Source organism: Salinicola acroporae (assembly GCF_003206615.1).
Taxonomy (GTDB): Bacteria; Pseudomonadota; Gammaproteobacteria; order Pseudomonadales; family Halomonadaceae; genus Salinicola; species Salinicola acroporae.
This window is the reverse complement of sequence record NZ_PZJW01000003.1, coordinates 276,064-300,481: the sequence shown is the minus strand read 5'-3', so window position 1 is coordinate 300,481 and position 24,418 is coordinate 276,064. Positions and strand designations below refer to the sequence as shown.

At 64.6% G+C, this 24,418-nt stretch carries 22 protein-coding genes; 15 read left to right on the top strand and 7 right to left on the bottom strand.

What is annotated here, in order from left to right; genetic code table 11:
- The 4 genes from DOM54_RS05460 to DOM54_RS19980 all read left to right on the top strand — a co-directional run.
- A partial coding sequence (locus DOM54_RS05460) for a Tox-REase-5 domain-containing protein (protein WP_240613777.1) occupies positions 1–406 on the top strand: 406 nt, incomplete at its 5' end.
- Between the two features lie 22 nt (positions 407–428).
- Positions 429–1,148 carry an Imm52 family immunity protein gene (locus tag DOM54_RS05455; RefSeq protein WP_110715365.1) on the top strand — a complete coding sequence of 240 codons (720 nt, stop codon included), beginning with the start codon at positions 429–431 and terminating at the stop codon, positions 1,146–1,148.
- 470 nt (positions 1,149–1,618) lie between these two features.
- Complete coding sequence (locus DOM54_RS05450; protein WP_162619770.1) at positions 1,619–2,644, top strand: T6SS immunity protein Tli4 family protein; 1,026 nt, start codon at positions 1,619–1,621, stop codon at positions 2,642–2,644.
- Positions 2,645–2,684: 40 nt separating this feature from the next.
- A complete protein-coding gene (locus DOM54_RS19980) occupies positions 2,685–2,828 on the top strand; it encodes a hypothetical protein (RefSeq protein WP_162619769.1) in 144 nt (47 codons plus the stop codon).
- A 32-nt stretch (positions 2,829–2,860) separates the two neighbouring features.
- On the opposite strand, the gene DOM54_RS05440 is transcribed toward DOM54_RS19980, so the two are convergent.
- On the bottom strand, positions 2,861–3,325 hold the full coding sequence (locus DOM54_RS05440; protein WP_110715362.1) for an Lrp/AsnC family transcriptional regulator: 465 nt from the start codon (positions 3,323–3,325) through the stop codon (positions 2,861–2,863).
- A 126-nt stretch (positions 3,326–3,451) separates the two neighbouring features.
- Between DOM54_RS05440 and DOM54_RS05435 the strand changes: the two genes are divergently transcribed.
- From DOM54_RS05435 to DOM54_RS05420, 4 genes are all read left to right on the top strand, one after another.
- Positions 3,452–4,894: an aminotransferase class V-fold PLP-dependent enzyme gene (locus DOM54_RS05435; protein WP_110715361.1), complete on the top strand. Its 1,443-nt coding sequence runs from the start codon at positions 3,452–3,454 to the stop codon at positions 4,892–4,894.
- Positions 4,895–4,951: 57 nt separating this feature from the next.
- The gene (locus tag DOM54_RS05430) at positions 4,952–5,524 is read left to right on the top strand and encodes a histidine phosphatase family protein (RefSeq protein WP_110715360.1); all 573 of its coding nucleotides are present in this window, start codon (positions 4,952–4,954) and stop codon (positions 5,522–5,524) included.
- Between the two features lie 108 nt (positions 5,525–5,632).
- On the top strand, positions 5,633–6,799 hold the full coding sequence (locus DOM54_RS05425; protein ID WP_110715359.1) for an ABC transporter substrate-binding protein: 1,167 nt from the start codon (positions 5,633–5,635) through the stop codon (positions 6,797–6,799).
- A gap of 62 nt (positions 6,800–6,861) precedes the next feature.
- Positions 6,862–8,976, top strand: a complete 2,115-nt coding sequence (locus DOM54_RS05420) for a TonB-dependent siderophore receptor (protein WP_240613776.1) — start codon at positions 6,862–6,864, stop codon at positions 8,974–8,976.
- Positions 8,977–9,074: 98 nt separating this feature from the next.
- Here the strand turns inward: DOM54_RS05420 and pyrC are convergent, their stop codons facing one another.
- Together pyrC and DOM54_RS05410 are read right to left on the bottom strand one after the other, a co-directional pair.
- Positions 9,075–10,124 (bottom strand): dihydroorotase, encoded by a 1,050-nt coding sequence (gene pyrC, locus DOM54_RS05415; RefSeq protein WP_110715357.1) that lies wholly within the window; start codon positions 10,122–10,124, stop codon positions 9,075–9,077.
- A gap of 67 nt (positions 10,125–10,191) precedes the next feature.
- The gene (locus DOM54_RS05410) at positions 10,192–11,400 is read right to left on the bottom strand and encodes an MFS transporter (RefSeq protein WP_110715356.1); all 1,209 of its coding nucleotides are present in this window, start codon (positions 11,398–11,400) and stop codon (positions 10,192–10,194) included.
- Between the two features lie 173 nt (positions 11,401–11,573).
- On the opposite strand from DOM54_RS05410, the gene gmk reads away from it, so the two are divergent.
- The 4 genes from gmk to DOM54_RS05390 all read left to right on the top strand — a co-directional run bounded on the left by gmk (position 11,574) and on the right by DOM54_RS05390 (position 15,657).
- Entirely contained in the window at positions 11,574–12,236 is a 663-nt protein-coding gene (gene gmk, locus DOM54_RS05405) for a guanylate kinase (RefSeq protein ID WP_110715355.1), read from the top strand.
- A gap of 169 nt (positions 12,237–12,405) precedes the next feature.
- Positions 12,406–12,663 carry a DNA-directed RNA polymerase subunit omega gene (gene rpoZ, locus DOM54_RS05400; protein WP_075561565.1) on the top strand — a complete coding sequence of 86 codons (258 nt, stop codon included), beginning with the start codon at positions 12,406–12,408 and terminating at the stop codon, positions 12,661–12,663.
- A gap of 112 nt (positions 12,664–12,775) precedes the next feature.
- Positions 12,776–14,938 carry a RelA/SpoT family protein gene (locus tag DOM54_RS05395; RefSeq protein ID WP_110715354.1) on the top strand — a complete coding sequence of 721 codons (2,163 nt, stop codon included), beginning with the start codon at positions 12,776–12,778 and terminating at the stop codon, positions 14,936–14,938.
- 329 nt (positions 14,939–15,267) lie between these two features.
- On the top strand, positions 15,268–15,657 hold the full coding sequence (locus DOM54_RS05390; protein ID WP_110601828.1) for a RidA family protein: 390 nt from the start codon (positions 15,268–15,270) through the stop codon (positions 15,655–15,657).
- A 36-nt stretch (positions 15,658–15,693) separates the two neighbouring features.
- On the opposite strand, the gene DOM54_RS05385 is transcribed toward DOM54_RS05390, so the two are convergent.
- Positions 15,694–16,611: an AraC family transcriptional regulator gene (locus tag DOM54_RS05385; RefSeq protein ID WP_338067009.1), complete on the bottom strand. Its 918-nt coding sequence runs from the start codon at positions 16,609–16,611 to the stop codon at positions 15,694–15,696.
- A gap of 525 nt (positions 16,612–17,136) precedes the next feature.
- Here DOM54_RS05385 and DOM54_RS05380 point away from each other — a divergent pair.
- The 3 genes from DOM54_RS05380 (at position 17,137) to thpR (ending at position 22,217) form a co-directional block, all read left to right on the top strand.
- Complete coding sequence (locus DOM54_RS05380) at positions 17,137–18,318, top strand: efflux RND transporter periplasmic adaptor subunit (RefSeq protein WP_110715352.1); 1,182 nt, start codon at positions 17,137–17,139, stop codon at positions 18,316–18,318.
- A gap of 104 nt (positions 18,319–18,422) precedes the next feature.
- On the top strand, positions 18,423–21,605 hold the full coding sequence (locus tag DOM54_RS05375) for an efflux RND transporter permease subunit (protein ID WP_110715351.1): 3,183 nt from the start codon (positions 18,423–18,425) through the stop codon (positions 21,603–21,605).
- A gap of 87 nt (positions 21,606–21,692) precedes the next feature.
- Positions 21,693–22,217 carry an RNA 2',3'-cyclic phosphodiesterase gene (gene thpR / locus DOM54_RS05370; protein ID WP_162619768.1) on the top strand — a complete coding sequence of 175 codons (525 nt, stop codon included), beginning with the start codon at positions 21,693–21,695 and terminating at the stop codon, positions 22,215–22,217.
- Here thpR and DOM54_RS05365 read toward each other — a convergent pair.
- The 3 genes from DOM54_RS05365 to phnN are packed head-to-tail and all read right to left on the bottom strand — an operon-like array spanning position 22,214 to position 24,199.
- Complete coding sequence (locus DOM54_RS05365; RefSeq protein ID WP_110715349.1) at positions 22,214–22,879, bottom strand: DapH/DapD/GlmU-related protein; 666 nt, start codon at positions 22,877–22,879, stop codon at positions 22,214–22,216. The genes thpR and DOM54_RS05365 overlap by 4 nt on opposite strands.
- A gap of 10 nt (positions 22,880–22,889) precedes the next feature.
- Positions 22,890–23,645, bottom strand: a complete 756-nt coding sequence (phnP, locus tag DOM54_RS05360; protein WP_110715348.1) for a phosphonate metabolism protein PhnP — start codon at positions 23,643–23,645, stop codon at positions 22,890–22,892.
- Entirely contained in the window at positions 23,642–24,199 is a 558-nt protein-coding gene (gene phnN, locus DOM54_RS05355) for a ribose 1,5-bisphosphokinase (protein WP_110715347.1), read from the bottom strand. Before phnN ends, phnP begins: the two co-directional genes overlap by 4 nt.
- Between the last annotated feature and the right edge of the window lie 219 nt (positions 24,200–24,418).

Here is a 24,418-nt window from a genome sequence, read left to right as displayed (position 1 = left end):
GAAGATTGCCAATATGGGCGGCGGATCGACCTTTGCTATCGTGGGGCCCAACCGGATCGAGGAGTGGCGATTCAACGGCGTTGATTTCGATGGATTTTGGTCAGCCAGTTGCACGCTGGTCGAGGCCAAGTATGGCTACCGGCAGTTTCTGGAGCAGGATTGGCTAGGTCGCTGGCAGCCCAGGGAAATTGTCAACAGCCAAAGCCAAGGGAAACAGCTGGATTTTATGGCAAGTACCCTTGCAGATTTTCCAAGGCAAGCTGACCGGCAGTACGCAGCTATAGAAAGCCACATACCACCAGCTAGCCTGGTTTGGTACTTTTCGGACGGTGTAGTACGGGACTATGTAGGCCGAGCTTTTTCAGCGACAAGATTGCCAGTTCAATGCATTTACGAACCCTTTTAAGAAAAACCAAGAGAGATCAGTCATGAGCTACGCTGGCGCAGTGATCAGCTTTATCGTGCCTCCTGCCGAAAATCCAATGACCGCAGAAGCCGTATATGATCGGTGGGTCTCTATGCTGGATTCGATCAATCAGGAAGACCCGGTATTGAGTCAGTGGCGCTATGCTTATGATGAGCAAGGCATACCCATTGACGTCCATGAAAAAAACCGGGTCGTCAAGGATGCCATCAAGACGGTAAGGGAGTTTAAGCACGATCACAATGGAACAGGTTTGATATCATTTGCATGTCGAGGCAACTTCAGCGTCGACGAAAGGAAATATCACTATACCGCAAACAGGTTTTCCTGGGGTGATGATCGCCGGGCCGGGGTTTTTTTCATAGATACTGGACTGCTCAAACAGACCACCTGGCCAAATTACTGGCAGGTCTTCGCTAACTGCCTACGAAAATTGTCTGAAGTGATACCACCTCGCTGGGCGAATGTGGCGCCATTCGCTTATGTTGATTTGGCCGCTTTCCCCCATCGTGAGTGGGTCGGCTGGATGGCATTGGTGCCGGATGTCGATCTAAGCAACGAGATGCCCTTTGTCGCGCTGGCGGAGTATCTGCCGGATATTGGCACCCTGATCGTGACCACCAAAGAGCCGTTCGATCCCGAGAACGAAGAGCACATCAAACTGGCCCGAGCGACTGAGGTGTTTCTGGCCGATAGAGGGCTGCTGCCGGAGCGAGGCATTTGATCGGTTTTAGCCCCACGAATCTGTCTGCCCTATCCACGAGTATCCAAGACCTTATCCCTCAAAGGCCGGCAGCGCCATGGCGGAGGCCGGCAAGGAAGTCCTGACCACCGCGGTGGATGACAACCTCGCAATCACGCGCGAGGCGCTTACCGCGGTCGGTGTACTGAACGACACAGCCTCAGAAAGCGGCAGCGACACGCGCTCACGGCCGGTCGCGGGTGAGGTCAGCGATACCGACACCAACGAGGACTGCAACGACTGTGAACCCCGAAAAAGAGGAAGCACATTCATTGCAGGCCGGCGTTTCGAGACGGGTGACGGACGCTGGCCTCACTGCTCGAGATCGCCGACCAATGGAAATGAAGATAGTCAGGACATTACGGATGATCACACGATGGCGAGCGCCGCTCATGAGCGCAATATTACTGCTGGCCACGGCCTGTGGCGCACCGGAACAGGGAGTCCCCGAGATGAACGACCAGGAACGCCAGACCGTCGAGACCTATACTGAAACACAAGCCCCGGTTTGCATTGGCCGTTTTCAGGTCGACATGCCGTCGCAACTGAAACCGAGCTTCAGCAGCCTGACCGTCAATGAGGCCAAGATCAGTGCCAAGTCCAGCAGCCGACAGATGTTCGAGCACCTAATCGACAAGCGCAAAGCCGAACTGGAAGCCATGCATACTGTGGATGCCGGAGATCAGCCCTTTCTCAAGCGGATCATCCATGTTAGCGACGACATGGTCTTCATTGATCGTAACGAAAGCCCCCATAAGCCAGACGCGGCAAGGCTACTGGAAGGCTACAAGTTCGCGGGGCTGACCATGTTCAGCGTGAAACTGACTGCCATCGATGTGGACGATGAAAAATACAGAGAGCAGTGGAAGCTCCGCCAAAGCAACAAATCCGAGCGCCTTAAGCAGGTCGAATATTTGTTGAACCACCTGTCACCCCGGAAGGCGGGAGAGGTTCCCGAACGCCCTGGTCTGTGTTTCGAGCACGGTTTCTTGGCAGGCGGGGCGGATGAGACTATTCCCGGAGCCGCAGTGCCGACACACAAGGAACAGGTCGGAATTAGATTTTCAGATAATAAAAATCGAGATATCTACATTCATTTCTACACGGATAGCATCATTGCTGAAGAAGACACGTTGCTGGATCGTACCAATCAGGCTGAACGAGCATTAGCCAATGATCAACATTTCTCAGTTTTGAGAAAAGGTGAAGTGGATCTCGATGGTATAGATCAGGCGGAAGAATGGCTCAGTGCCGGCACGACTGACGAAAACGTCAAAGGCAATTATTTCAATCTCGAAGCCAATAGCCGGAAAGGTTCGCCCGGCACCCCCTATATTGATATTTCTCTGCGTAACGGTCAGTTTGCTCACGGTGAAGAGCACCCCACTATTGATCAAGCCTCACTGACCAATGCCGAGGCGGTGGGGCTCTGGGACGCCATCACGCGGACATTCAAGCCTCGTCCGGGTGCCTTTTGACCTAAATCGGCGATATGACAATCAACGGTCCCTTCATGCTTTGAAGTGGACGTTTCTCGGCCTGTCCCCCTCTTGCCATCCCGCCATCAGCGCTGCCGAGAGCCGCGAAGCGCTGGAGCACGCCCTGCAGGTCATCGCCGCGACGTTGGGCGATCCGGATCCGATGCTGTGGCAGACGGTTTGAAACACGGACCGTAGCCTGGTCGTGAGTCATCATCACACCGGCAGTGGGCGGTTCTCCGCCAGCGCCTCCATGGCGAAGTAGGAGGTCACGGTGTCGATCTCGAAGCCGTCGATCAGGCGCTGATAGATCAGATCGAAGGCGCCGATGTCCCGCGTCACGATCTTGAGCATGTAGTCGTAATCGCCACCGATACGGTAGAAGTCGATCACTTCGGGAATCCCCAGCACATGTTCGCGAAACGCCGCCAGCCAGGTCCGCGAGTGGCTGCGGGTGCGAATCATGGAGAACACCACCAGCCCGAAACCGAGCGCCTGACGGCTCAGCATCAGCCGCCGCGCCTCGATCACGCCCGCCTCCTCGAGCTGCTTGATCCGCCGCCAGCAGGCGTTCTGGGAGAGATTGATCCGCTCCGCCAGCTCGCGCTGGGAGAGACCGGGACGCTGCTGCAGCGTGCGCAGGATGGTGAGGTTGAAATGATCCAATTTGGCGTCGCTCATGGTGTCAAAACACTCATGTAATGATTGATTACCGGATCATACCGAGAAATTTACCCGTCCACGTCGGGATATCATAGTCGGACGCAGTGCAGGCCCGCGCTCCCCTCCCGATACCAAGGTGCCGCCATGACGACGCTCGCAGATTTTCGCCGCTCCCTGTCCGGACCGGATCTGCTGACCCGGCTGCGGGAAGGTCTGATCGGCAACGACGTGCCGTTCGTCACCCCCTTCGGCGAACGGCGGTTGCTCTACGCCGATTACGTCGCCTCCGGCCGCGCGCTGCGCCAGGTCGAGCGCTTCATCAGTGAAGAGGTGCTGCCGTTCTACGCCAACTCGCACACCGAGGCCTCGCACTGCGGGCAGACCATGACCCGGCTGCGCCAGGAGGCGCGAACGCTGATCGCGCGGGCGCTCAACGCCGAGGATTGCCACGTGGTGTTCAGCGGCAGCGGCGCCACCGCCGGCATCAACCGGATCGTGGCGCTGCTCGATATCGCCGCCCACGTGCGGCGTGGCAAGCGGGTCAGCGTGCTGGTCGGTCCCTACGAGCATCACTCCAACCTCCTGCCGTGGCGGGAGAGCGGCGCCGTGCTGGTGGAGATTCCCGAGGACGCCGCCGGGGGACCGGACACCGCGGCGCTGGAGCGGGCGCTGGATATCGCCGCCGGCAGCGACCTGATCGTCGGTGCCTTCTCGGCCGCCTCCAACGTCACCGGGATCGTCAGCGACGTCGACGACATCACCCGGCGCCTCAAACGGCGCGGCGCCCTGGCGGTATGGGATTACGCCGGCGGTGGCCCCTACCTGTCGATGGACATGGCGCCCGCGCCGGACTGCCGCAAGGACGCCATCGTCTTCTCGCCGCACAAGTTCATCGGCGGACCCGGGGCTTCCGGCGTCATGGTGGTCCGCGACACGCTCGTTCACCGCCGCACACCGTCGCTGCCCGGCGGCGGCACGGTCAGCTTCGTCTCTCCTTGGGAACACCACTACAGCAGCCGTCTCGAAGCCCGCGAGGAGAGCGGCACCCCCAATGTGGTCGGCGACATTCGCGCCGCGCTGGCGCTGCTGGTCAAGGAGGCCATCGGGCTGCCCGAAATCGCCCGACGCGATGCCGAATTGCGCCGACGCGCGCTCGCCCGCTGGGCAGACGAACCGCGCCTGGAACTGCTGGGCCGCCAGGACGTGCCAGCGCTGCCGATCTTCTCCTTCCGAGTGCGCGACGATGCCGGCAACCTGATCCATCACCAGCTTTTCACCCGCATGCTGTCCGACGTCTACGGCATCCAGGCTCGTGGTGGCTGCGCCTGCGTCGGCCCCTATGCCCATCGCCTGCTCGGCATCGATGCCGCAGCCTCCGAAGCGCTGGTCGAGCGGTTGGGCCAAGGCCACGAGCTGGAAAAGCCCGGCTGGATACGGCTGAGCCTGAGCGTTCTGCACGACGATGCCCAGGTGGAGCGTATCCTCGACGGCGTGCGGACTCTGGCGCGGGAGGCGCCGGCCTGGGCCCGTCACTACCGCGCCGATCCAGCCACTGCGCGCTTCCGGGTCGACACCGCCGGGGGATGACAGCCGCACCGGGCCGGGTAAGATGTTCGCTTTGCTGATGCGCTGGAGCCCATCGCCATGCCCGCCCTGATCCGCCACCCCTTCGTCTTTCTGCGCCACGGCCAGAGCACCCGCAATCTCGAACGACGGATCGGCGGCCAGCACGACGTGGCGCTGACCCCGCAGGGAGAGGAAGAGGCGCGGCGCGCCCGGGCATTGCTCGGCGACGTCGACTGGTCGCTAACGGTGTCGAGCCCGCTGCAGCGCGCCTACCGCACCGCCGAACTGGCTTTGGGCCGCGCCCCGGATCGCGTGGTCGACGGGCTGATGGAGCGCCACTGGGGCGAGCTGGAGGGCCAGGCGATCCCCGATACCGTTCCCTACCTGAGCACGCCCGTTGGCGGCGAATCCTGGGAGGCGTTCGTGGAGCGCATCGCCACCACCCTCAACGCGCTGCTCGAGGAAGCCGACACGCCGCTGATCGTCGGCCACTCCGGGCTGGTGCGCGCCGTTCGCGGGCTGACCCAAGGCAGCCCGGCCGGGCCACGCTCGGCCAACGCGATCCCGTTGTGGATCGCACCCATGGGCACTACGCAGTGGACGATCGAACCCTTCGAGGGAGGCCACCTGGATTCGGTTCGCCGGTCATAGCCCAGGCTCTCCGGCGCGCCGGCCAGGGGGCATGGCGGCTAACGCCGCGTTGACCGCATCAAGAATAACAATGATAATGATTATCTTTAATCAAATAGAAGAAGAACGATGCGTGCGCTTTTCGCCAGCCGCCTTGGTCTGGCCATCATCGCGATCGGTTCTGCGCTGCTGTGGTCGACGACCGCCATGGCGGCGGAGCGTACCGACCCGACCGCGGTCCCCCACTTCCCCGTCACCTTGACCGACCTGGCTGGCCAGGAGTTCACGCTGCAGGCCCCGCCACAGCGCATCTTCCTCGACAACCCGCGTCACCTGTTCGCCCTCGCCGCGCTGTTGCCCGATCCCGTCTCGCGCATGAGCGGCTGGCGCGGCTCGCTCGAGAGCTTCGATCCGGTGGCGCAGTCGCGGTTCGAGGCGGCCTTGCCCGCCCTTTCCGACCTGCCGGCACCGGGGACGGCGAACAACGCCATGCTGGGTGCCGAAGCGCTGATCACCCTCGATCCGGACCTGATCGTCGCCGATGTCTCACGCTATCGCGAGTTGCAGACATCGCCGTTGCAGGCGCAGTTGGAGGCACTACGAATACCGATCCTGTTCGTCGACTTCCGCGAGCATCCGCTGGCGGACACCGTCCCATCGTTGCGTCTGCTGGGCCGCGCCCTGGGCGCGGAATCCCGCGCCACCGCGTTGATCCAGCAGCTCGAGACCGAGCAGGCCGCGGTCGACGACTGTCTCGCTGCCGTTACCCGTCGACCCCGAGTGCTGATCGATATCGCCCCCGGGCTCAAGGTCGATTGCTGCCGCAGCAACTTCGACTCCGGCCTCGCCGACCTGGTGGCGTACGCCCGGGGCGACAACATCGCCGCCGGCATGAGCCCAGGCACCGAGAACGTGCTCAATCCGGAAACCATTCTTTCCCGCGACCCCGACGTCATCATCGCCACCGCCGCGCAGTGGCCGAAGGGTGGCTCGGTTCGCGCCGGCTTCGGCGTCGAGGAGAGCGACACCCAGCGCGACATGGCCGATGTCGTGGCCCGTCGCCCGGGCTGGCCGACGCTGTCGGCGGTCAATGATGGCGGCTTTCATGCGCTCTGGCACGGCTATCACCAGGGGCCGTTCTCGGTGGTGGCGCTGCAGGCCATCGCCGGCTGGCTGCATCCTCGCCAATGCGCGGCGCTCGACCCCGAAGAGACGCTGGAGTCGCTCTATCGCCGGTTCATGCCGATCGATGCCAGCGGCACCTTCCAGGCGACCTACGCCGGCAACCCGCCTTGACGGCAATACCAACGACGGGTCTCGAGACCCGCGATAACGAGATCACTCCGGGAACCCCTGTCATGTGTATCACCCCCAGACTCTGCCGATGCTCGCCGATGGCGCTGGCGATGGCCATGCTGTACCTCCCCGCGGCGCAGGCCGCCGAGACCGGCGCCACGGCCCTCGACCCGCTGGTCGTCAAGGCGGCATCGGCGGCTCCCGTCGACGACGCCTATCGTCCAGGCTCCTCCAGCATGGTCACCGGTCGCGCCACCGACTTCCTGAGCCAGGCGCGCACGGTGGACCAGATCGGCACCCGGATGCTCGAGGACATCGGTGCCGATTCGTTGACCGACGCCATGGGCTACGTCAACGGCATCACCCAGGGCAACACCATGGGCGGCACCGAGGCGGGCTTCATCAAGCGCGGCTTCGGCAGCAACAGCGACGGCTCGATCCTGCGCGACGGCATCCGCCAGCCGCGCAATACCTTTCCGCTGTTCACCGCCGAGCGCATCGAAGTGCTAAAGGGGCCGAGCTCGTTTCGTTACGGCATCCAGGAGCCCGGCGGGGTGGTCAACATCGTCAGCAAGAAGCCGCAATACGAGTGGGCGCGCACCATCAGCGGCAAGGGCACCTCTTTCGGCGGCGGCGATGCCAGCGTCGACGTCACCGGCCCGCTGGGCGGCAGCGACGCGGCGTTCCGGTTCATCGTCGGCCAGCAGGACGAGGATTACTGGCGCGACTTCGGCAGCAACCGCCAGACCGTGGTGGCCCCTTCGCTGAGCTGGGAGGACGACGACACCCGGCTGTGGTTCGCCTATGAGTATCGCGATTACGACCTGACCCTGGATCGCGGCACCGCCTTCGTCGACGGCGATCCCGTCGACGTGCCGCGCAAGCGCCGCTTCGATGAGAACTGGTCGCGGGTCACCGGCCACGATCAGTCGTTCACCGCGCGCTGGGAACAGGATCTGAACAGCGCCTGGACCAGCCGCCTGACCTACGGCTGGAACCGACGTCAGTACGACGACGGCCAGCCGCGGGTGCTGAGCGTTGCCGAGGATGGCACCGCCAGGCGGCGCGCCGATGCCAATCACGGCTTCGACCGCCGCGTGATCTACACCGCCGCCGAGCTGCTCGGCGATGTCGAACTGGCAGGCGTTCGCCACGAGATGACCGTCGGCATCGATCACGAGCGCCGCCGCGATTACCTGGCCGACCGTTATCGCGGCGCCACCGACACGATCTCGATCTACGATCCGAACCGCGGCGACCTGACCCTGGACGGCGCCACCTATCTCGACAGCACCAGTCATCGCCTCGACGAGATCGACACCACTGGCGCCTACCTCGACGACAACCTCCATCTGGGTGAACGCTGGATTCTCGGCCTGGGTGGGCGTTTTCAGCACACCGAGCAGTATGGTGGCCAGGGCCGCCCGTTCGTGGTCGGGACCGACACCCAGGACAACATCCTCCTGCCCCACGCCAGCCTGCTCTACAAGCTGACACCGCAGACCTCGCTCTACGCCAGCTACAGCGAATCGTTCGTGCCCAACGAACCCGATGCCGACACGGGCCAGCGCTTCGACCCGGAGGAGGGCCATGGCTGGGAAGCGGGGATCAAACGCCGTTTCCTGGCCGACCGTTTGCAGGCTTCACTGGCCTACTTCGAGATCACCAAGGAGAACGTCGTCGTCAGCGACAACGGCGTCTCGCGGGCGGTGGGCAAGAGCCGTTCGAAAGGGATCGAGTTCTCCGCCCAGGGAGAATTGACCGACCGGCTGTCGATTCTCGCCAACTACGCCTACACCGATGCCGAGGTACTCGAGGACGCCGACGGCGGCACGGCCGGCAACGAGCTGCCCAACGTGGCGCGGCAAACCGCTTCGCTGCTGCTGGCCCGAGAGCTGGGGCTCGCCCCCGACTACGGCCGCTGGCGAGTCGGCGGCGGGGTGCGCTACGTCGGTAGTCGCGAGGGCGACGCCGACAACAGCTTCAGTCTCGACGACTACACCGTGGCGGACGCCTTCGTCGCCTGGGACCACGGCTGGCTGGGCGACAACACCCTCCTGCAGCTCAACGTTCACAACCTGTTCGACACCACCTACTATCCTTCCAGCGGCGGCGATACCCGGGTAGTGGTCGGCGAACCGCTGGAGGTCACGCTGCAGGCCAGCGTGACGTTCTAGTGCGTTGCCGAGTCCGCGCCAGACAAGCGAACGGCCCGCCGGCGTCAAGCCAACGGGCCGTTACGTTAAACCCCACGTTGCGCGAAGCGTCGAGTCGATCAGTTCAGCGTGATCTTCCAGCTCAGCGATTCCCCGGCCCGATAGGGCACGAAGGTGTTGTCGCCCTCGCCCACGCTGGCCGCCACCGGGGTCAGCTGGCGGGTCAGGGTGACCGTGCCTTCGTTCAGCGGCAAACCGTAGAAGCGCGGGCCGTTCTCGGAACAGAAGGCTTCGAAGTGCTCGAGCGCGCCATCCTGCTCGAACACGTCGGCATAGACCGACAGCGCAGCCTCGGCATTGAACACCCCGGCACAGCCGCAGGACGTCTCCTTGGCGGCGGTGACGTGGGGGGCGGAATCGGTACCGAGGAAGAAGCGCGGATGGCCGCTGGCCACGGCCTGGCGCAGCGCCTGCTGATGCTCCTGCCGCTTCAGGATCGGCAGGCAGTAGAGATGCGGGCGAATGCCGCCGACCAGCATGTCGTTGCGGTTCTGGGCCAGGTGCTGGGGGGTCAGCGTGGCGCCCAGGAATTCGTCGCCTTCCAGCACGAACTGGGCGGCATCCCGGGTGGTGATGTGCTCGAACACCACCTTGAGCGCCGGGAACTGGCGGCGAATGTCGGTCATCACCTCGTCGATGAAGTGCTTTTCGCGATCGAAGATATCGATCTCGTCACGCGTCACTTCGCCATGAACCAGCAGCGGCATGCCGATCCGCTGCATCACTTCCAGTAGCGGGTAGACATCGGCAATGCGCTTGACGCCGTGCTGGGAGTTGGTAGTGGCGTTGGCCGGGTAGAGCTTGGCGGCGGTGAACAGGCCGTCCGCGTGGCCGCGCTCCAGCGTCTCGCGGGAGACGCTTTCGTTGAGATAGCAGGTCATCAGCGGGGTGAAGTCGTGACCGGCGGGAGTCGCCGCCATGATCCGCCCGCGGTAGGCGCTGGCCGCCTCGATCGTGGTCACCGGCGGCACCAGGTTGGGCATCACGATGGCGCGGGCAAACGTCCGGCTGGTGTAGGGCAGCACCGTCTCGAGCACCTCGCCGTCACGCAGATGCAGGTGCCAGTCGTCGGGGCGGCGGATGCGAAACGTGTCGGGCGAAGCGGTCATCGGGAACTCCTGGCAGTCGGTGGAACGAATCGGTGCTCATGATACCAGAGCCTGCCGCTCAGGCTGATCAGGCGTCCGACGATTGCCCCTGACGCGACGGCCGCAGCAGCATGGCCAGGGCCACGCAACAGAGCAGTGCCACCAGCAGCGCGAACAGCAGCCCGGTCAGTTGCAGGCTGATGAAGGAGGCAACTACGCCGATGCCGATCACGGGCAACGAGATCGCCACGTAAGCCACCACGAAGAAAGTCGAGACCACCGAAGCCTTGTGCGCCGACGGGCTTGCCGCCGCGATGGCGCCCAACCCGGCACGAAAGGCGATGCCCTGGCCGATGCCGGCGACGACGGGGCCGATGATGAATCCCGTCAACGTTTTCGCGCCAATACCCCAGGCGATCGACAGCACGCCGATCAGCAGGACGCCGCAGCCAATCGGCAGGCGGCGCGCGGCCGGCAACCTGCCCTGCAGGATCTGGCCCGCGGTGGAGGCGATGAAGAGCAGCCCGGCCACGAAGCCGATCAGCGCCGGGTTGTGATGGCCAAGCTCCTTGCCGAGAAAAGCCGGCGTCACCGAGGTCGAGAAACCGCATACCATGAAGCCGGCAAAAGCGGCAATCGCCGCGGGAACGAAAACGCTGCGGACTCCCTCGGGCACGCCGAGCCGCTGTACGCTGAGCCGAATCCGCGCCGGTCGAGCTACCGTTTCGGGCGCCCGCCACAGGCAGAGCACGGCCAGCACGACCAGGGCCAGGTGGACGACGTAGGGAAGGATCAGCGGCATCGGGAACGCCACCACCAGCAACCCGGCCAGCATCGGCCCCAGCCCCAGCCCGCCCATGTTGGCCGCGGTGGCGACCAGCGGGCCGGCCCGCTTCCAGGCATCAGGTACCAGCTCCATGACCGCGACGGTGGCGGTACCGGTGAAGATGCCGGCCGAAATACCGGACAGCACGCGACCGACCAGGATCATGCCGAGACCGCCGGCATGCCAGAATACCAGGTCGCTCAACGCTGACGCGGCCAGACCGGCGAATAGCATCGGGCGCCGTCCCAGCTGATCCGACCAGCGTCCGGTCAGCAGTAGCGCACCCATCACGCCGGCGGCGTAGACCGCAAAGATGATCGTGATCGTCAGTTGGGAGAAACCGAACTGCTGTTGATAGATCGGATAGAGCGGCGTCGGCATGGTGGTGCCGATCATGGTGAGCACGAAGGCGAACGCGGCACCGATGAAGGCGACCGGGCTGCCGGCCGCCGCAGGTCTTGAAGAGGCCATGGAACTCCTTCGGAGTGGAATCGGGTTGGGCGTTGTCGGGTGATCTCGAATGCCTGGCGAGACTCGCCGACCGCCACCATTCTAGCGCACGACCGAACCCGTCGGGCCGCCCCAATCGCTTCGATTCATGGCATACTGAGCCGCTTCACGCACTTCCTCACGGCCGCCTCGCCATGTCGCAAAGTACTTCCGCATCGCACGCCACCGCCGCACCGGCAGTCGGCACGCTCTATATCATTTCCGCGCCATCCGGTGCCGGCAAGACCAGCCTGGTCCGTGCCCTGCTCCAGCGCAACGCGGGCATCGGCGTCTCGGTTTCTCATACCACGCGGGCGATGCGCCCCGGCGAGCAGGATGGCGTCAACTATCACTTCGTCGCCCAGCCCGAGTTCGAGGCAATGGTCGAACGCGGCGAGTTCTTCGAGCACGCCTGGGTCTTCGACCGCCACTACGGCACCTCGAGAGTCGAGGTCGAAAAGCGGCTCGCGGTGGGCGAGGACGTGATTCTGGAGATCGACTGGCAGGGGGCTCGGCAGGTTCGCGAACAGGCGCCGGACGCCGAGTCGATCTTCATCCTGCCGCCGTCGCGGGAGGCGCTGAGGGAGCGGCTTGCCGGGCGCGGGACCGACGACGAGGCGGTGATCGAACGGCGCATGCGCGATGCAGTCAGCGAGATGTCGCATTTCGACGAGTACGGGCATGTCGTCATCAACGACACTTTCGAGCACGCCCTGACCGAGCTCGAGTGCATCGTTCATGCGCGCCGGTCGCGTCTCGACAAGATGCAGGCACGTCATGCGACGCTGCTCGACGAGCTGCTGAACGGCATCGACTGAACGGCCATCGGCGGGCTGCCGCCGGTCGTTGCGTTCTCCTGTCACTCATTGAGGACTCTTGTCACGCGTTGAGGACTCTTGTCAGACAACGCGCCACTCCAGTAGACTGCTCGGTCCCGCAGACCCCGCAGTCCGGGGCGCGTTCACCCAATTTGGCAGGGCTACCCTCATGGCACGAGTGACCGTCGAAGATTGTCTGGACCACATCGAGAACCGTTTCAAGCTGGTGATGATCTCGTCCCAACGCGCCCGCCAGCTCGCGCGCGGCTCCCGCGATGCGCTACTGCCGTGGGAAAACGACAAGCCGACCGTCATGGCCCTGCGCGAGATCGCCACCGGCCAGATCGGCGACAGCATTCTCGACGAGCCGGTCGAAGCCGCGCCACCGCGCCCGCGCCCCGAGCCGACCCAGGAATACGACATCTGAGCCACTCTCCCGGCATGGCCGACGGCCCCCGGGCCGTTGCGCGCTCTCTACGGAGCCGGTTGCCAGACGGGCCATGGAAGACGGGTCGTTAACGAAAAAATAGGCGCGCCGCATGTTCACCATCGATGACCTGGCCGATCGCCTCGGCGGCTATCTCCCTGACGACGAGATTCAGCAGGTCAAGCGCGCCTTCTACTACGCCGAGCAGGCCCACGACGGCCAGCGGCGCCGCTCCGGCGAGCCCTACGTTACCCACCCGCTCGCCGTCGCCAATATCCTCGCCAACATGCACATGGACCATCAGAGCCTGATGGCCGCCATGCTGCACGATGTCATCGAGGACACCAGCGTCTCCCGGGAAGCCCTGGAAGCGCAGTTCGGCGAAGCGGTAGCGGAGCTGGTCGACGGCGTCTCGAAGCTGACCCAGATCACCTTCGAGGACAAGGCGGTCGCCCAGGCCGAGAACTTCCAGAAGATGGTGATGGCGATGTCCCGGGACATCCGGGTGATCATCGTCAAGCTTGCCGACCGCCTGCACAACATGCGCACGCTGGGTGCATTGCGCCCGGACAAGAAACGCCGCATCGCCCGCGAGACCCTGGAGATCTACGCTCGCATCGCCGGCCGGCTGGGCATCAACACCATTCGTGTCGAGCTCGAGGATCTTTCGTTCCAGGCGATCCACCCGATGCGCGCCGAACGCATCAAGCGCGCGGTGGCCAGCGCCCGCGGCAACCGCCGCTCGACCATGCGCCAGATCCAGACCAGCCTGCAGCGCCGGCTCGACGAGGACGACCTCACCGGTAGCGTGGTCGGACGCCAGAAGCACCTGCTGTCGATCTACCGCAAGATGCACGACCAGCGTAAACCGTTCGCCGAGATCATGGACGTGTTCGGTTTCCGCATCATCACCGATAGCGTCGACAACTGCTATCGCGTGCTGGGCGCGGTGCACAATCTCTACAAGCCAGTGCCGGGGCGCTTCAAGGATTACATTGCGATCCCCAAGGCCAACGGTTACCAGAGCCTGCACACCACGCTGTTCGGCCCCAGCGGCATGCCGATCGAGGTGCAGATACGCACCCGCGAGATGGAGGCGATGGCCAACAACGGCATCGCCGCCCACTGGCTCTACAAGGCCGGCCAGACCGAACGTCCCATCGCCGCCGGCAGCCATGCCCGGGCCCGCGAATGGGTCCGTGGTCTGCTCGAGATGCAGCGCCACGCAGGTGATTCGCTGGAGTTCATCGAACACGTCAAGAACGACCTTTTCCCGGACGATGTCTACATTTTCACCCCCAAAGGCGACATCATGGAGCTGCCACAGGGGGCCACGGCGGTCGATTTCGCCTACAGCGTTCATACCGACATCGGCAACAGTTGCATCGCCTGCCGCATCGATCGTCATCTCGCGCCGCTGTCGACTCCGCTGGAGAGCGGCCAGACCCTGGAGATCATCACGGCCCCCGGCGCACGCCCCAACCTCGCCTGGCTCAATTTCGTGATTACCGCCAAGGCACGCTCGGCGATCCGCCATGCCCTGAAGAGCCAGCAGCGCAGCGAAGCGATTCAGCTCGGACGCCGCCTGCTCAACCGGGCACTGGGCAGCTTCGAGACCAGCCTGGAAAAGCTGCCGCCGGAACGTCTCCAGGCGCTGCTGGAGGAGCTGGACCTCAAGACCGAGGACGATCTGCTCGAGACCATCGGCCTCGGCACCCGCCTGGCGCACGCCACGGCGCGACGCCTGGTCGCGCGGGAGCTCACCACGGATGTGGATACCGGGGCGAGCAACGACCCGCTGGAGCGGCTGCTGGAGGATTCGCCTCACAACGGTCCGATCGTGATCAACGGCTCCGAGAGCATGGCGATCAGCTTTGCCCGCTGCTGCCACCCGCTACCGGGAGACCCGGTCATCGGGCACCTGTCCATCGGCAAGGGGATCGTCGTCCACCGTCACGAATGTGGTAACCTCGACGAGTTGCGCGACGACCCCGACAAGCTGGTCTCGTTGACCTGGTCGAAGCAGATCGATCAGGATTTCCCGGTACCGCTGCGGATCGAGGTCGAGACCCGGCGCGGCCTGATCGCCGAACTGGCCAGCCTGATCACCGATGCCGACGCCAATATCGAGCGCATCGGGATCGAGGAGCGCGATGCCAGGCTCTCGATCGTCAACCTGACCATTCTGGTCAAGGGGCGTGTTCATCTGGCGCGAATCATCAAGCGCCTGCGCAATCTGAACCATATCGGCCGCATCGTCCGCGCCCGAAACTAATCGCAGGATCGTTGCCCCGCCGTGGCCAACACGGCGGGGCAACGTTTTTTGCGTCATGGCTCCGTCCATGGACGGCGATATCGCCGAAACGCGGTTTGGATGTCAGGAACGCCGGATGGATCGGCGAGCGGGATGAAGCGCAAGGCGCAAGCACAGACTCGAAGCGAAGCGGACGTCCGACGGACGACCCCGCAGGTTTCGAGTCGACCGAAGCCTATGGATATAGGTGAGGATTGAGATCGGACCGGCACACCGGCACCGCACAACGACGCGAGTCGCCGGGGCCGCCGAGTCTACGCAGACATTGAAACAATGCTGGAGGGTACGCCATGAGCAACAAAGCCGTTATCAACACCGACAACGCCCCGGCCGCCATCGGCCCCTATTCCCAGGCGATCAAGTCGGGCAACACCGTCTATCTCTCGGGTCAGATTCCGCTCGATCCGAAGACCATGGAACTGGTCTCCCAGGAGTTCGAGGCCCAGGCCCGCCAGGTCTTCACCAACCTGTCCGCCGTGTGCCAGGAAGCCGCCGGCTCGCTGCAGGACATCGTCAAGCTCAACCTCTACCTGACCGACCTCGACAACTTCGGCGTGGTCAACCAGGTGATGGAGGAGTTCTTCCAGGCGCCGTTCCCGGCTCGCGCCGCGGTCGGCGTCAAGCAGCTCCCCAAGGGCAGCCAGGTCGAAGCCGAAGCGGTCATGGTCATCGGCGACTGAGTCCGTTGCTCGGCCCGCCGGGATCGGGGCGCACCATCAGGCGCGCGCGGTCTGCGGCAGCTCGCCGCGCAGCTTGCTCACGTCCGCGCGCGGCGGCACTCCGAAAAGGCGGCTGTATTCGCGACTGAAATGGGATGGGCTGCCATACCCCACGCGGAAGCTGGCGGTGGCCGCCTCCATCCCTTCGGTCAGCATCAGCCGGCGCGCTTCATGGAGCCGCAGCTTCTTCTGGAACTGCACCGGCGACATCCGGGTGACCTGCTTGAAACTGTGGAACAGCGACGACTCGCTCATGTTCACCATCTCCGCCAGTTCGCGAACGCGCAGCGGCTCGGTGAAACGATCCTTGAGTGCCGCGATCACCTTCGCGATGCGATGGGTCTGGGTGTCGGCCACCGCGAACTTGCGCATGTGCAGGCCAATCTCGCCGATCAGTGCACGATAGAAGATCTCGCGCCGCACCAGCGGTGCGAGGATGCGAATGTCCTGGGGTGAATCGAGCAGGTTGACCAGCCGCAGCATGGCTTCCACCAGGCCCTTCTCGGCCTGCACGCGACTCAGGCCGCAAGCCGTCTCGGCACACTCCCGCATCTCCATCTCACCCACGCCCTCCCCCAGCTCCAGTACCAGCGCGGTGATCTCCTGGGCATCGACGGCGAGCTTCAGCCCCAGGTAGGGCCTTTCCGCCGAGGCCTCGGTCACCTTGCCCAGCACCGGCAGATGCACCGCCGACACCATGCAGCTCAGCGGTCCGTAGTCGATCTCCCGATCCCCCAGCCATATACGCTTGCTGCCCTGGGCGATCAGGCAGAGCGAGGGGTCGTAGACCGTCGAACCGAGACAGCTGGTGTGCGAGGAGTTGGCGCGCACCAACTCCAGCCCTGGCACCGATGTGGGCGTCAGACCCTCTTCCGGCGCCCACTTCTGAATCTGACGGGCTAGAGTTTTCGCCAATTGGGCGAGCTCGTCATCTAATGTCTGAAAAACCGGTTGCACGATACTCATGTTCTCACCCCGTATGGATCGCCAATTCTCGATCTTGGATGTATCGCGAGTATATGCCGTCATAACGATGCTTTTATGACGATTTGAGGACTTATGCAGGATTGGGCAAGACCTTTGAAGAAACGGGCAAGTCAACCGACGATCCCTGAAGACCGGCAGAGGCCAATAGGTATTCTGCTTCAAAGACTGGCGATATTGACAGGATCAGGCAATCAATGCGGAGGAAACCGATAACGCCCACTTGCGTCGCGAACGTACATTATCAGGCCATGATCCCCCGCCGACACTTGCCGTCTTGCGAAGGGCGACGGCGCGTTTTGACCGGCGCCACTCGCCTCGTCTCCATCGGTTGATCGACGCCCCTCTGGCGCCGTCGGTCGATGACCCCACGACTCAAAGGCACCCCAGGGCGATCCGCCGTGGACGATGGCGCCAGGGATCGATGACCGGGAATGAAACAAGGGAAGCCCAACAATGAACAAGTCCGACCACAAACGTCTGTCGAAAACGGGTCTGACTCGCGGCCTGGGCGTGATGCTCGTCATCGCACTGCTGGCCGGCTGCGATGCCCATGGCGAAGCGGACTCCGCCGCTGCGCCACCGCCTCCGGAAGTCGACGTGGCAACGGTGCTGGTGGAGCCGATCACCCTGCGTGAGACCTTCACCGGCCGCGTGGCGTCGCCGCAGACCGTGCAGGTCCGGCCACGAGTGAGCGGCTATATCGACGCGGTGGCCTTCGAGGAAGGAGAGCTGGTCGAGGCCGGCGACCTGCTGTTCCGCATCGACCCCCGCCCCTACGAGGCTCGCGTCCAGGCCGCCAAGGCATCGTTGGCACAGGCGCGCAGCCAGCGCCGGCTTACCGAAGTCGAGGCTGGCCGGTCCCGCCAGTTGATCCAGAAACACATGATTTCCCAGGAGCAGCACGACCAGCGCCAAGCGGCGGCACTCAACGCCCAGGCCCAGGAAGCCGAGGCCGAGGCCGCGCTGACCAGCGCCGAACTGGACCTGCAGTACACCCAGGTGATTGCGCCAGTGACGGGTCGCACCGGGCGAGCCATGGTCACCAAGGGCAATCTCGCCAGTGCCGACCAGTCGGTACTGACTACGCTGGTGTCGGTGGACCCCTTGTACGTCTATTTCGACAGCAACGAAGCCGAAGCCCCCAGCGCTCAGGCACTGCTGAATCAAGGCAAGACCGCCACGCTGCATATCGGCCTGACCGGCGAGACGGGTTTCCCGCATCCGGCGCAACTGGACTTCGTCGACAACCAGATCAACGCCGATACCGGCACGCTGCGCTATCGCGCCGTACTGCCCAACCCGGATGGCGCCTTCAGGCCCGGCCAGTTCGCCCGCGTGGAGATGCCCGTCGCCAATCTCGCGAAGGCAACGCTGGTGAATCGCAAGGCCGTGCTCGCCAATCAGGACCGACGTCTGGTCTACGTGGTCGGCGACGACAACACCGTGACGCCCCGCCAGGTACAGCTTGGCCGTGAGGTGGGCGATCTGGTGGTAGTCGAGAAAGGCCTGGAGGCTGGAGAGCGGGTGATCGTCAATGGCACCCAGAAAGTGTTCGCACCCGGCATGCCGGTGACGCCGAACCCGATCGCCATGCGGGAAACGGGGACGGGCAATACCGTTGCCACTCGATCCTGAGGCAGCACTGCGCGCCGATCCACTCAACGCTTCCTGAAGCGCTTCTCTCCTCTGAATGACAAGACGCGGCGGGCATCGTCCCCGCCGCCCAGGAGCCTGCTGTCATGAATTTTTCCCGCTTTTTCGTCGACCGGCCGATCTTCGCCGCGGTGCTCTCGATCATCATCTTCGCGGTGGGGCTGATTTCCATTCCCAATCTGCCGATCGGCGAGTATCCGGAAGTGGTGCCGCCCTCGGTGCTGGTCCGCACCACCTACCCGGGCGCCAACCCCAAGGAGATAGCGGAAACCGTGGCGACGCCGCTGGAAGAGGCGATCACCGGCGTCGAGAACATGATGTACTTCAAGTCGGTGGCCGGTTCCGATGGCGTGCTGCAGATGACCATCACCTTCCAGCCCGGTACCGATCCCGAAGAGGCGACCGTGCGCGTCCAGAACCGGGTCAGCCAGGCGCTGGCTCGGTTGCCGGAGGCGGTAAGGCGGCAGGGCGTGACCACCCAGAAGCAGTCGCCCACCTTCCTGATGGTGGTGCACCTGGTCTCGCCGGATGACAGTTACGACACCCTCTACCTGCGCAACTACGCCCGCCTGCACGTGCGGGACCAGCTGGCGAAGATTTCCGGCGTCGGCGAGGCCCAGATGTTCGGCGGCGGCGATTACGCCATGCGCGCCTGGCTGGACCCCGACCGCATTGCCTCCCATGGTCTCACCGCCAGCGACGTGGTCGCCGCCATGCGCGAGCAGAACGTTCAGGTATCCGCCGGCCAGATCGGCGCCGAGCCGATGCCGCACAGCAATTTTCTCACCCTGATCAACGCCAAGGGCCGGCTGTCCACCGAGCATGAGTTCGGCAACATCGTGCTCAAGGTCGGTGCCGACGGCGAAGTGCTGCGGCTTCGCGATGTCGCCCGGCTCGAGATGGGCGCGGGCGACTACACCCTGCGCTCCCGGCTGGACGGCAAGGACGCGGTGGCAATCGGCATCTTCCAGTCGCCCGGCGCCAATGCCCTCCAGATCCGCGATCAGGTGATCCACACCATGGACGAGCTGGCCACCCAGTTCCCGCCGGGGGTGGAATATCGCACCGTCTACGACACCACGCTGTTCGTCAGCGACTCGATCCGCTCGGTGATCCAGACCCTGCTGGAGGCGATACTGCTGGTGGTGCTGGTGGTGACGCTGTTCCTGCAGACCTGGCGCGCTTCGCTGATTCCGCTGCTGGCGGTGCCGGTCTCGGTGGTGGGCACGTTCTCGGTGCTCTACCTGCTGGGCTACTCGATCAACACCCTGACCCTTTTCGGGCTGGTGCTGGCGATCGGTATCGTGGTGGATGACGCCATCGTGGTCGTGGAGAACGTGGAGCGCAACATCGGCCAGGGACTGGCGCCGAGGGCCGCCGCCCACCAGGCGATGCGCGAGGTGTCCGGCCCGATCGTCGCCATCGGCTTGGTACTGTGTGCGGTATTCGTGCCGATGGCGTTCCTCTCCGGGGTCACCGGCCAGTTCTACCGCCAGTTCGCGGTGACCATCGCCATCTCCACGGTCATCTCGACGATCAACTCGCTGACGCTGTCACCGGCGCTGGCGGCGATGCTGCTCAGGTCCCACGACGCGTCCAGGGACCGCCTGACCCGGATCATCGACTTCCTGTTCGGCTGGCTGTTCCGACCGTTCAACCGCTTCTTCAACGCCAGTTCCAATCGTTACCAGGGCGTGGTCGCGGGTAGCCTGCGCCGTCGCGGCGCGGTGTTCGTGATCTACCTGATCCTGCTGGGCACCACCGGCTATCTGTTCAAGCTGGTGCCGCCAGGGTTCATTCCGGTTCAGGACAAGATGTACCTGATCGCCGGCGTCAAGCTGCCCGAAGGCGCCTCGCTGGAGCGCACCGACGAGTTGTTGCGTCAGGTGGTGGATATCGCCATGGAGACCGACGGCGTCGAGCACGCGATCTCGTTCCCCGGCCTCAACGCACTGCAGTTCACCAACACCGCCAACACCGGGCTGGCGTTCCTGACCCTGAAGCCGTTCGACCAGCGCACCCGTACCGCGGCAGAGATCAACGCCGAGATCGCCGGCAGGATCGCCGGCCTCAAGGACGGCATCGCGTTCTCGTTCATGCCGCCGCCGATCCTGGGGCTCGGCAACGGCTCCGGCTATCAGCTGTTCATCGAGGACCGCGGCGGGCTCGGCTACGGTCCGCTGCAGGAGGCGGTGACCGCGTTCCAGGGCGCGGTGGTGCAGACCCCGGGCATGTCCTATCCGATCACCAGCTACCAGGCCAACGTGCCCCAGCTCGATGCCGAGGTGGATCGCCTCAAGGCCAAGACCCAGGGCGTGGCGGTGAGCGACCTGTTCGACACCCTGCAGACCTATCTTGGCTCCACCTACGTCAACGATTTCAACAACTTCGGCCGCACCTGGCAGGTGATCGCCCAGGCCGACGCCCCCTACCGGGACAGTGTCGAGGACATCGCCCGACTGCGTACCCGCAATGCCCAGGGCGAGATGGTGCCGATCGGCTCGATGATCGATATCCACCAGAGCTTCGGCCCCGATCCGGTGCTGCGCTTCAACGGTTATCCGGCGGCGGACCTGGCCGGCGAGGCCGATCCGCGGGTGCTCTCCTCACCCCAGGCGATGGGCGTTCTGTCCGATATCGGCGAGCGGGTACTGCCGGATGGCATCGACTTCGAGTGGACCGACCTCAGCTATCAGCAGTTCACCCAGGGCAATGCCGCGCTGGTGGTATTCCCGCTGGCGGTACTGCTGGTGTTCCTGGTCCTGGCCGCGCTCTACGAGAGCTGGACCCTGCCGCTGGCGGTGATCCTGATCGTGCCGATGTGCCTGCTGTCGGCTCTTGTCGGCGTCAAGATTTCCGGTGGCGACACCAACGTCTTCGTCCAGGTGGGACTGGTGGTGCTGATCGGGCTGGCGTGCAAGAACGCGATCCTGATCGTCGAATTCGCCCGCGAGCTCGAGTTCCAGGGTCGCAGCGTGGTGGAGGCGGCGCTGGAAGCCTGCCGGCTGCGACTGCGTCCGATCATCATGACCTCGATCACCTTCACCGCGGCGGTGATACCGCTGGCGCTGGGTCACGGCGCCGGTGCCGAGGTGCGCCAGGCACTGGGCATCGCGGTCTTCGCCGGGATGCTCGGCGTAACCCTGTTCGGCCTGTTCCTGACGCCGGTGTTCTATGTCGCGCTGCGCAAGCTGGCCGGCCCGCTGCGCCAGGATCACGGCTCGACGATGGAGGGCGAAGAGCCGCGGCCGAACAACGATCCTGCCTGAGCGGGAGCCACGCGCATACCGGGAAACCGTTGGCAACGAGGGGAACAATACGCCACCCTGCTGGCAACGCCACCGGGAGCCGCCATCGTGACCCTTCCTCGCCGACTCTTCTTCGCCCTGTGGCCCGACGACGACAGTCGTCGGGCGCTGGCCGCCGAGGCCGAACGCCTGGTACCCCGCTGCGGAGGCTACCCGCTACCGGCGCAGAACATGCATATCACGCTGGCGTTTCTGGGCAGTGTCGACGCCTCGCGGCTGGCGGCGCTGCTCGAGCTGACCCGGGCGTGGCCGGCGCCGCAGGGCGAGTGGACGCTGGATCGGCTCGGCCATTTTCCTCAGCCGCGCATCGTCTGGGCCGGCAGCCAAGCGCCGGACCCTGCACTGCTGGCACTCGATGCCGAGCTCTGGCAGGCGCTCGCCCGTCACGGTTTCACCGCGCCACAGCGTGACTTCACTCCGCATGTCAGCCTGGTTCGCCAGGCCGACCGCGCGCCATCCTCTGCACGGCTCTCCACCCCGCTGCGCTGGCGCTTCGACCATCTTGCGCTGGTGGAATCGCAGCTCGGCAACGGCGGCTCGCGCTATCGAACGCTAGCCCGTAGTGCCGGCTAGGAGCACGACGTCGGCCGAGACTCGACCTCGGCTGCCTCGAGGAAAGCGCCGGGATCGCCCTGGAACAACGGCAGCATCCGGGCCAGCCGCTCGTGTGGCCAGTCCCACCAGGCCAGCGCCTCCAGGCGTGCCACGGTGTCGGGATCCTCGAAGCGGGGCCGCAACGCCCGGGCGGGATTGCCGACGACGATGGTATAGGGCTCGACATCCTTGGTGACCACGCTACCGGCACCGACGATGGCACCGTTGCCGATGGTCACGCCCGGCAACACGATGGCGCCATGGCCGATCCAGACATCGTGACCGACGACGACACGATCCTCGGACCGCCAGGCGAAGATACGATCATCGACGCCCTGGTCGCTGTCGACGAAGCCGAACTTGCCGGGCCGATAGCTGAAATGATGGAGCGTCGGCCGCCACCACGGGTGGTTGCTGGGGTTGATACGCACGCTCGAGGCGATGGACGTGAATCTGCCGATCTCGGCGAACATCAGGTCACAATCGCGCTCGACGTAGCTGTAGTCGCCCAGCGTGACGTGGTTGAAGACGCAGCGGTCACCTATCTCGGTCCAGGCGCCCAGGCGGCTCTCGTGAAGTTTCGCCGATGGCGCACAGGTCGGTGCATCGCTCAAGCGGCGGGAAGCGGGCTGCGAAGACATGAAATCCCTCTCAGAAAAGAATGTCGCTGCCATCGACGGCCACGGCCACGCCGTCGGGCAGCGTCGGGGGCATGGCCAGCCAATGGGCATCCAGCTCGTGACTGATGTGCGTCAGCCAGGCGCGGGAGGGACCCAGGCGCTCGATGGTCTCCAGCGCCATGGTGAGATTGTTGTGGTTGCGCGGCGCGGCAGACGAATCCGGATGGGTGGCATCGATCACCACGCCGTGGGGCTGCCATTCGCTCAGGAAGCGTTCGGTGGCGCCGGGCAGGCCGACGGTGTCGCACAGCCAGGCCAGCCGTGTGACGCGGTCCTCGATCGCATAGCCCAGCGTCAGCTTGCTGTGATTGAGCGGCAGCGGCGTCACCGTGAGGCCGCCGAGGGTGAGCGGCCGGAACGGCTTGAGGCCGGGGCGGAAGTCGAGGATGCCGGGATTCTTGTGCAGATCGGCACACCCCTGGGCATCCTTGGGGCCGTACACCGGAATCGACTCGCCCCGCCCCCAGCGCAGGTGCAAAAGCCCCTGGACGTGATCGGCGTGGTAGTGGGTCAGCAGGATCGCGGCCGGGCGCTGACGCTCGCAGCGCGCAGCCAGATCCATGCGGCCGGCGTCGATCAGGATCAGCTCGCCATCGAGCTCGAGCTCGCCGGCGCACGGCCCACGGCGGTGGCAACTCAGCAGTCGCGCCCGCTGACACGCCAGGCAGTCGCAACCGAAGCAGGGCACCTGGGCGCTGTCACCGGTGCCGGCGAAACGCAGCTTCATGGCGGCGATGCCGTCGCAGGCGACGCATCGACGAAGGCTTCGAGCGCCTCGACGCTCTGTGCCAGTTCGCCGCCGTTGTCGAGCCGCGGGAGATCGACCAGACTCTCCTCGCCTCCACCCCGCGCCAGCCGCGCCTCGATCTCGGCCGGCGTCTCGCGCCCACGCGCGAGCAGACGCCGACGCAGCACCTCGGCATCCGCCACTACCAGCAGCGGCACCAGCGCCGCACCGAAGCGCGACCGCGCGAGCACCAGCGCGCGGCGGCTGCCGTTGAGCACCACCGTATGCCCGGCCGCCAGCCAAGACTCGATCTCGATGCCGACGCCATAGTCGAGCCCGTGGGCGTGCCACGCCAGGCAGAACAGCCTCTGCGCCCGGCGCCAGGCGAACTCGGCGGCGCTCAGCTCGACACAGTTCTCGCCGCCACCGCTGGCCCGGGTGATATAGCGATGCGCCACCAGCACATCCGGGCGGCGCTGGCGCAGCTCGCGCAGCAGGCTGTCCTTGCCGACGCCGCTGGCGCCCATGACGTAGATCAATCGACCGTCGCTCATTTCAGCCTCTTTCTATCTACGTATTCCAGATATTCCCGGCCGTGAGATAAATTGCCGGGCGTGATGACCGAGACATCGGCATTTATCCAGGGTCGATCTGAAAATCGACGAGCGCAGTCCAGACAAGGCAAAAATCGGCGAAAGAGCGGAGTTTACGGGGTGTAAATGAGCATCTTGAGCCGATTTTTAACGCCGTATGGACAAGCGCAGGCATTTTCA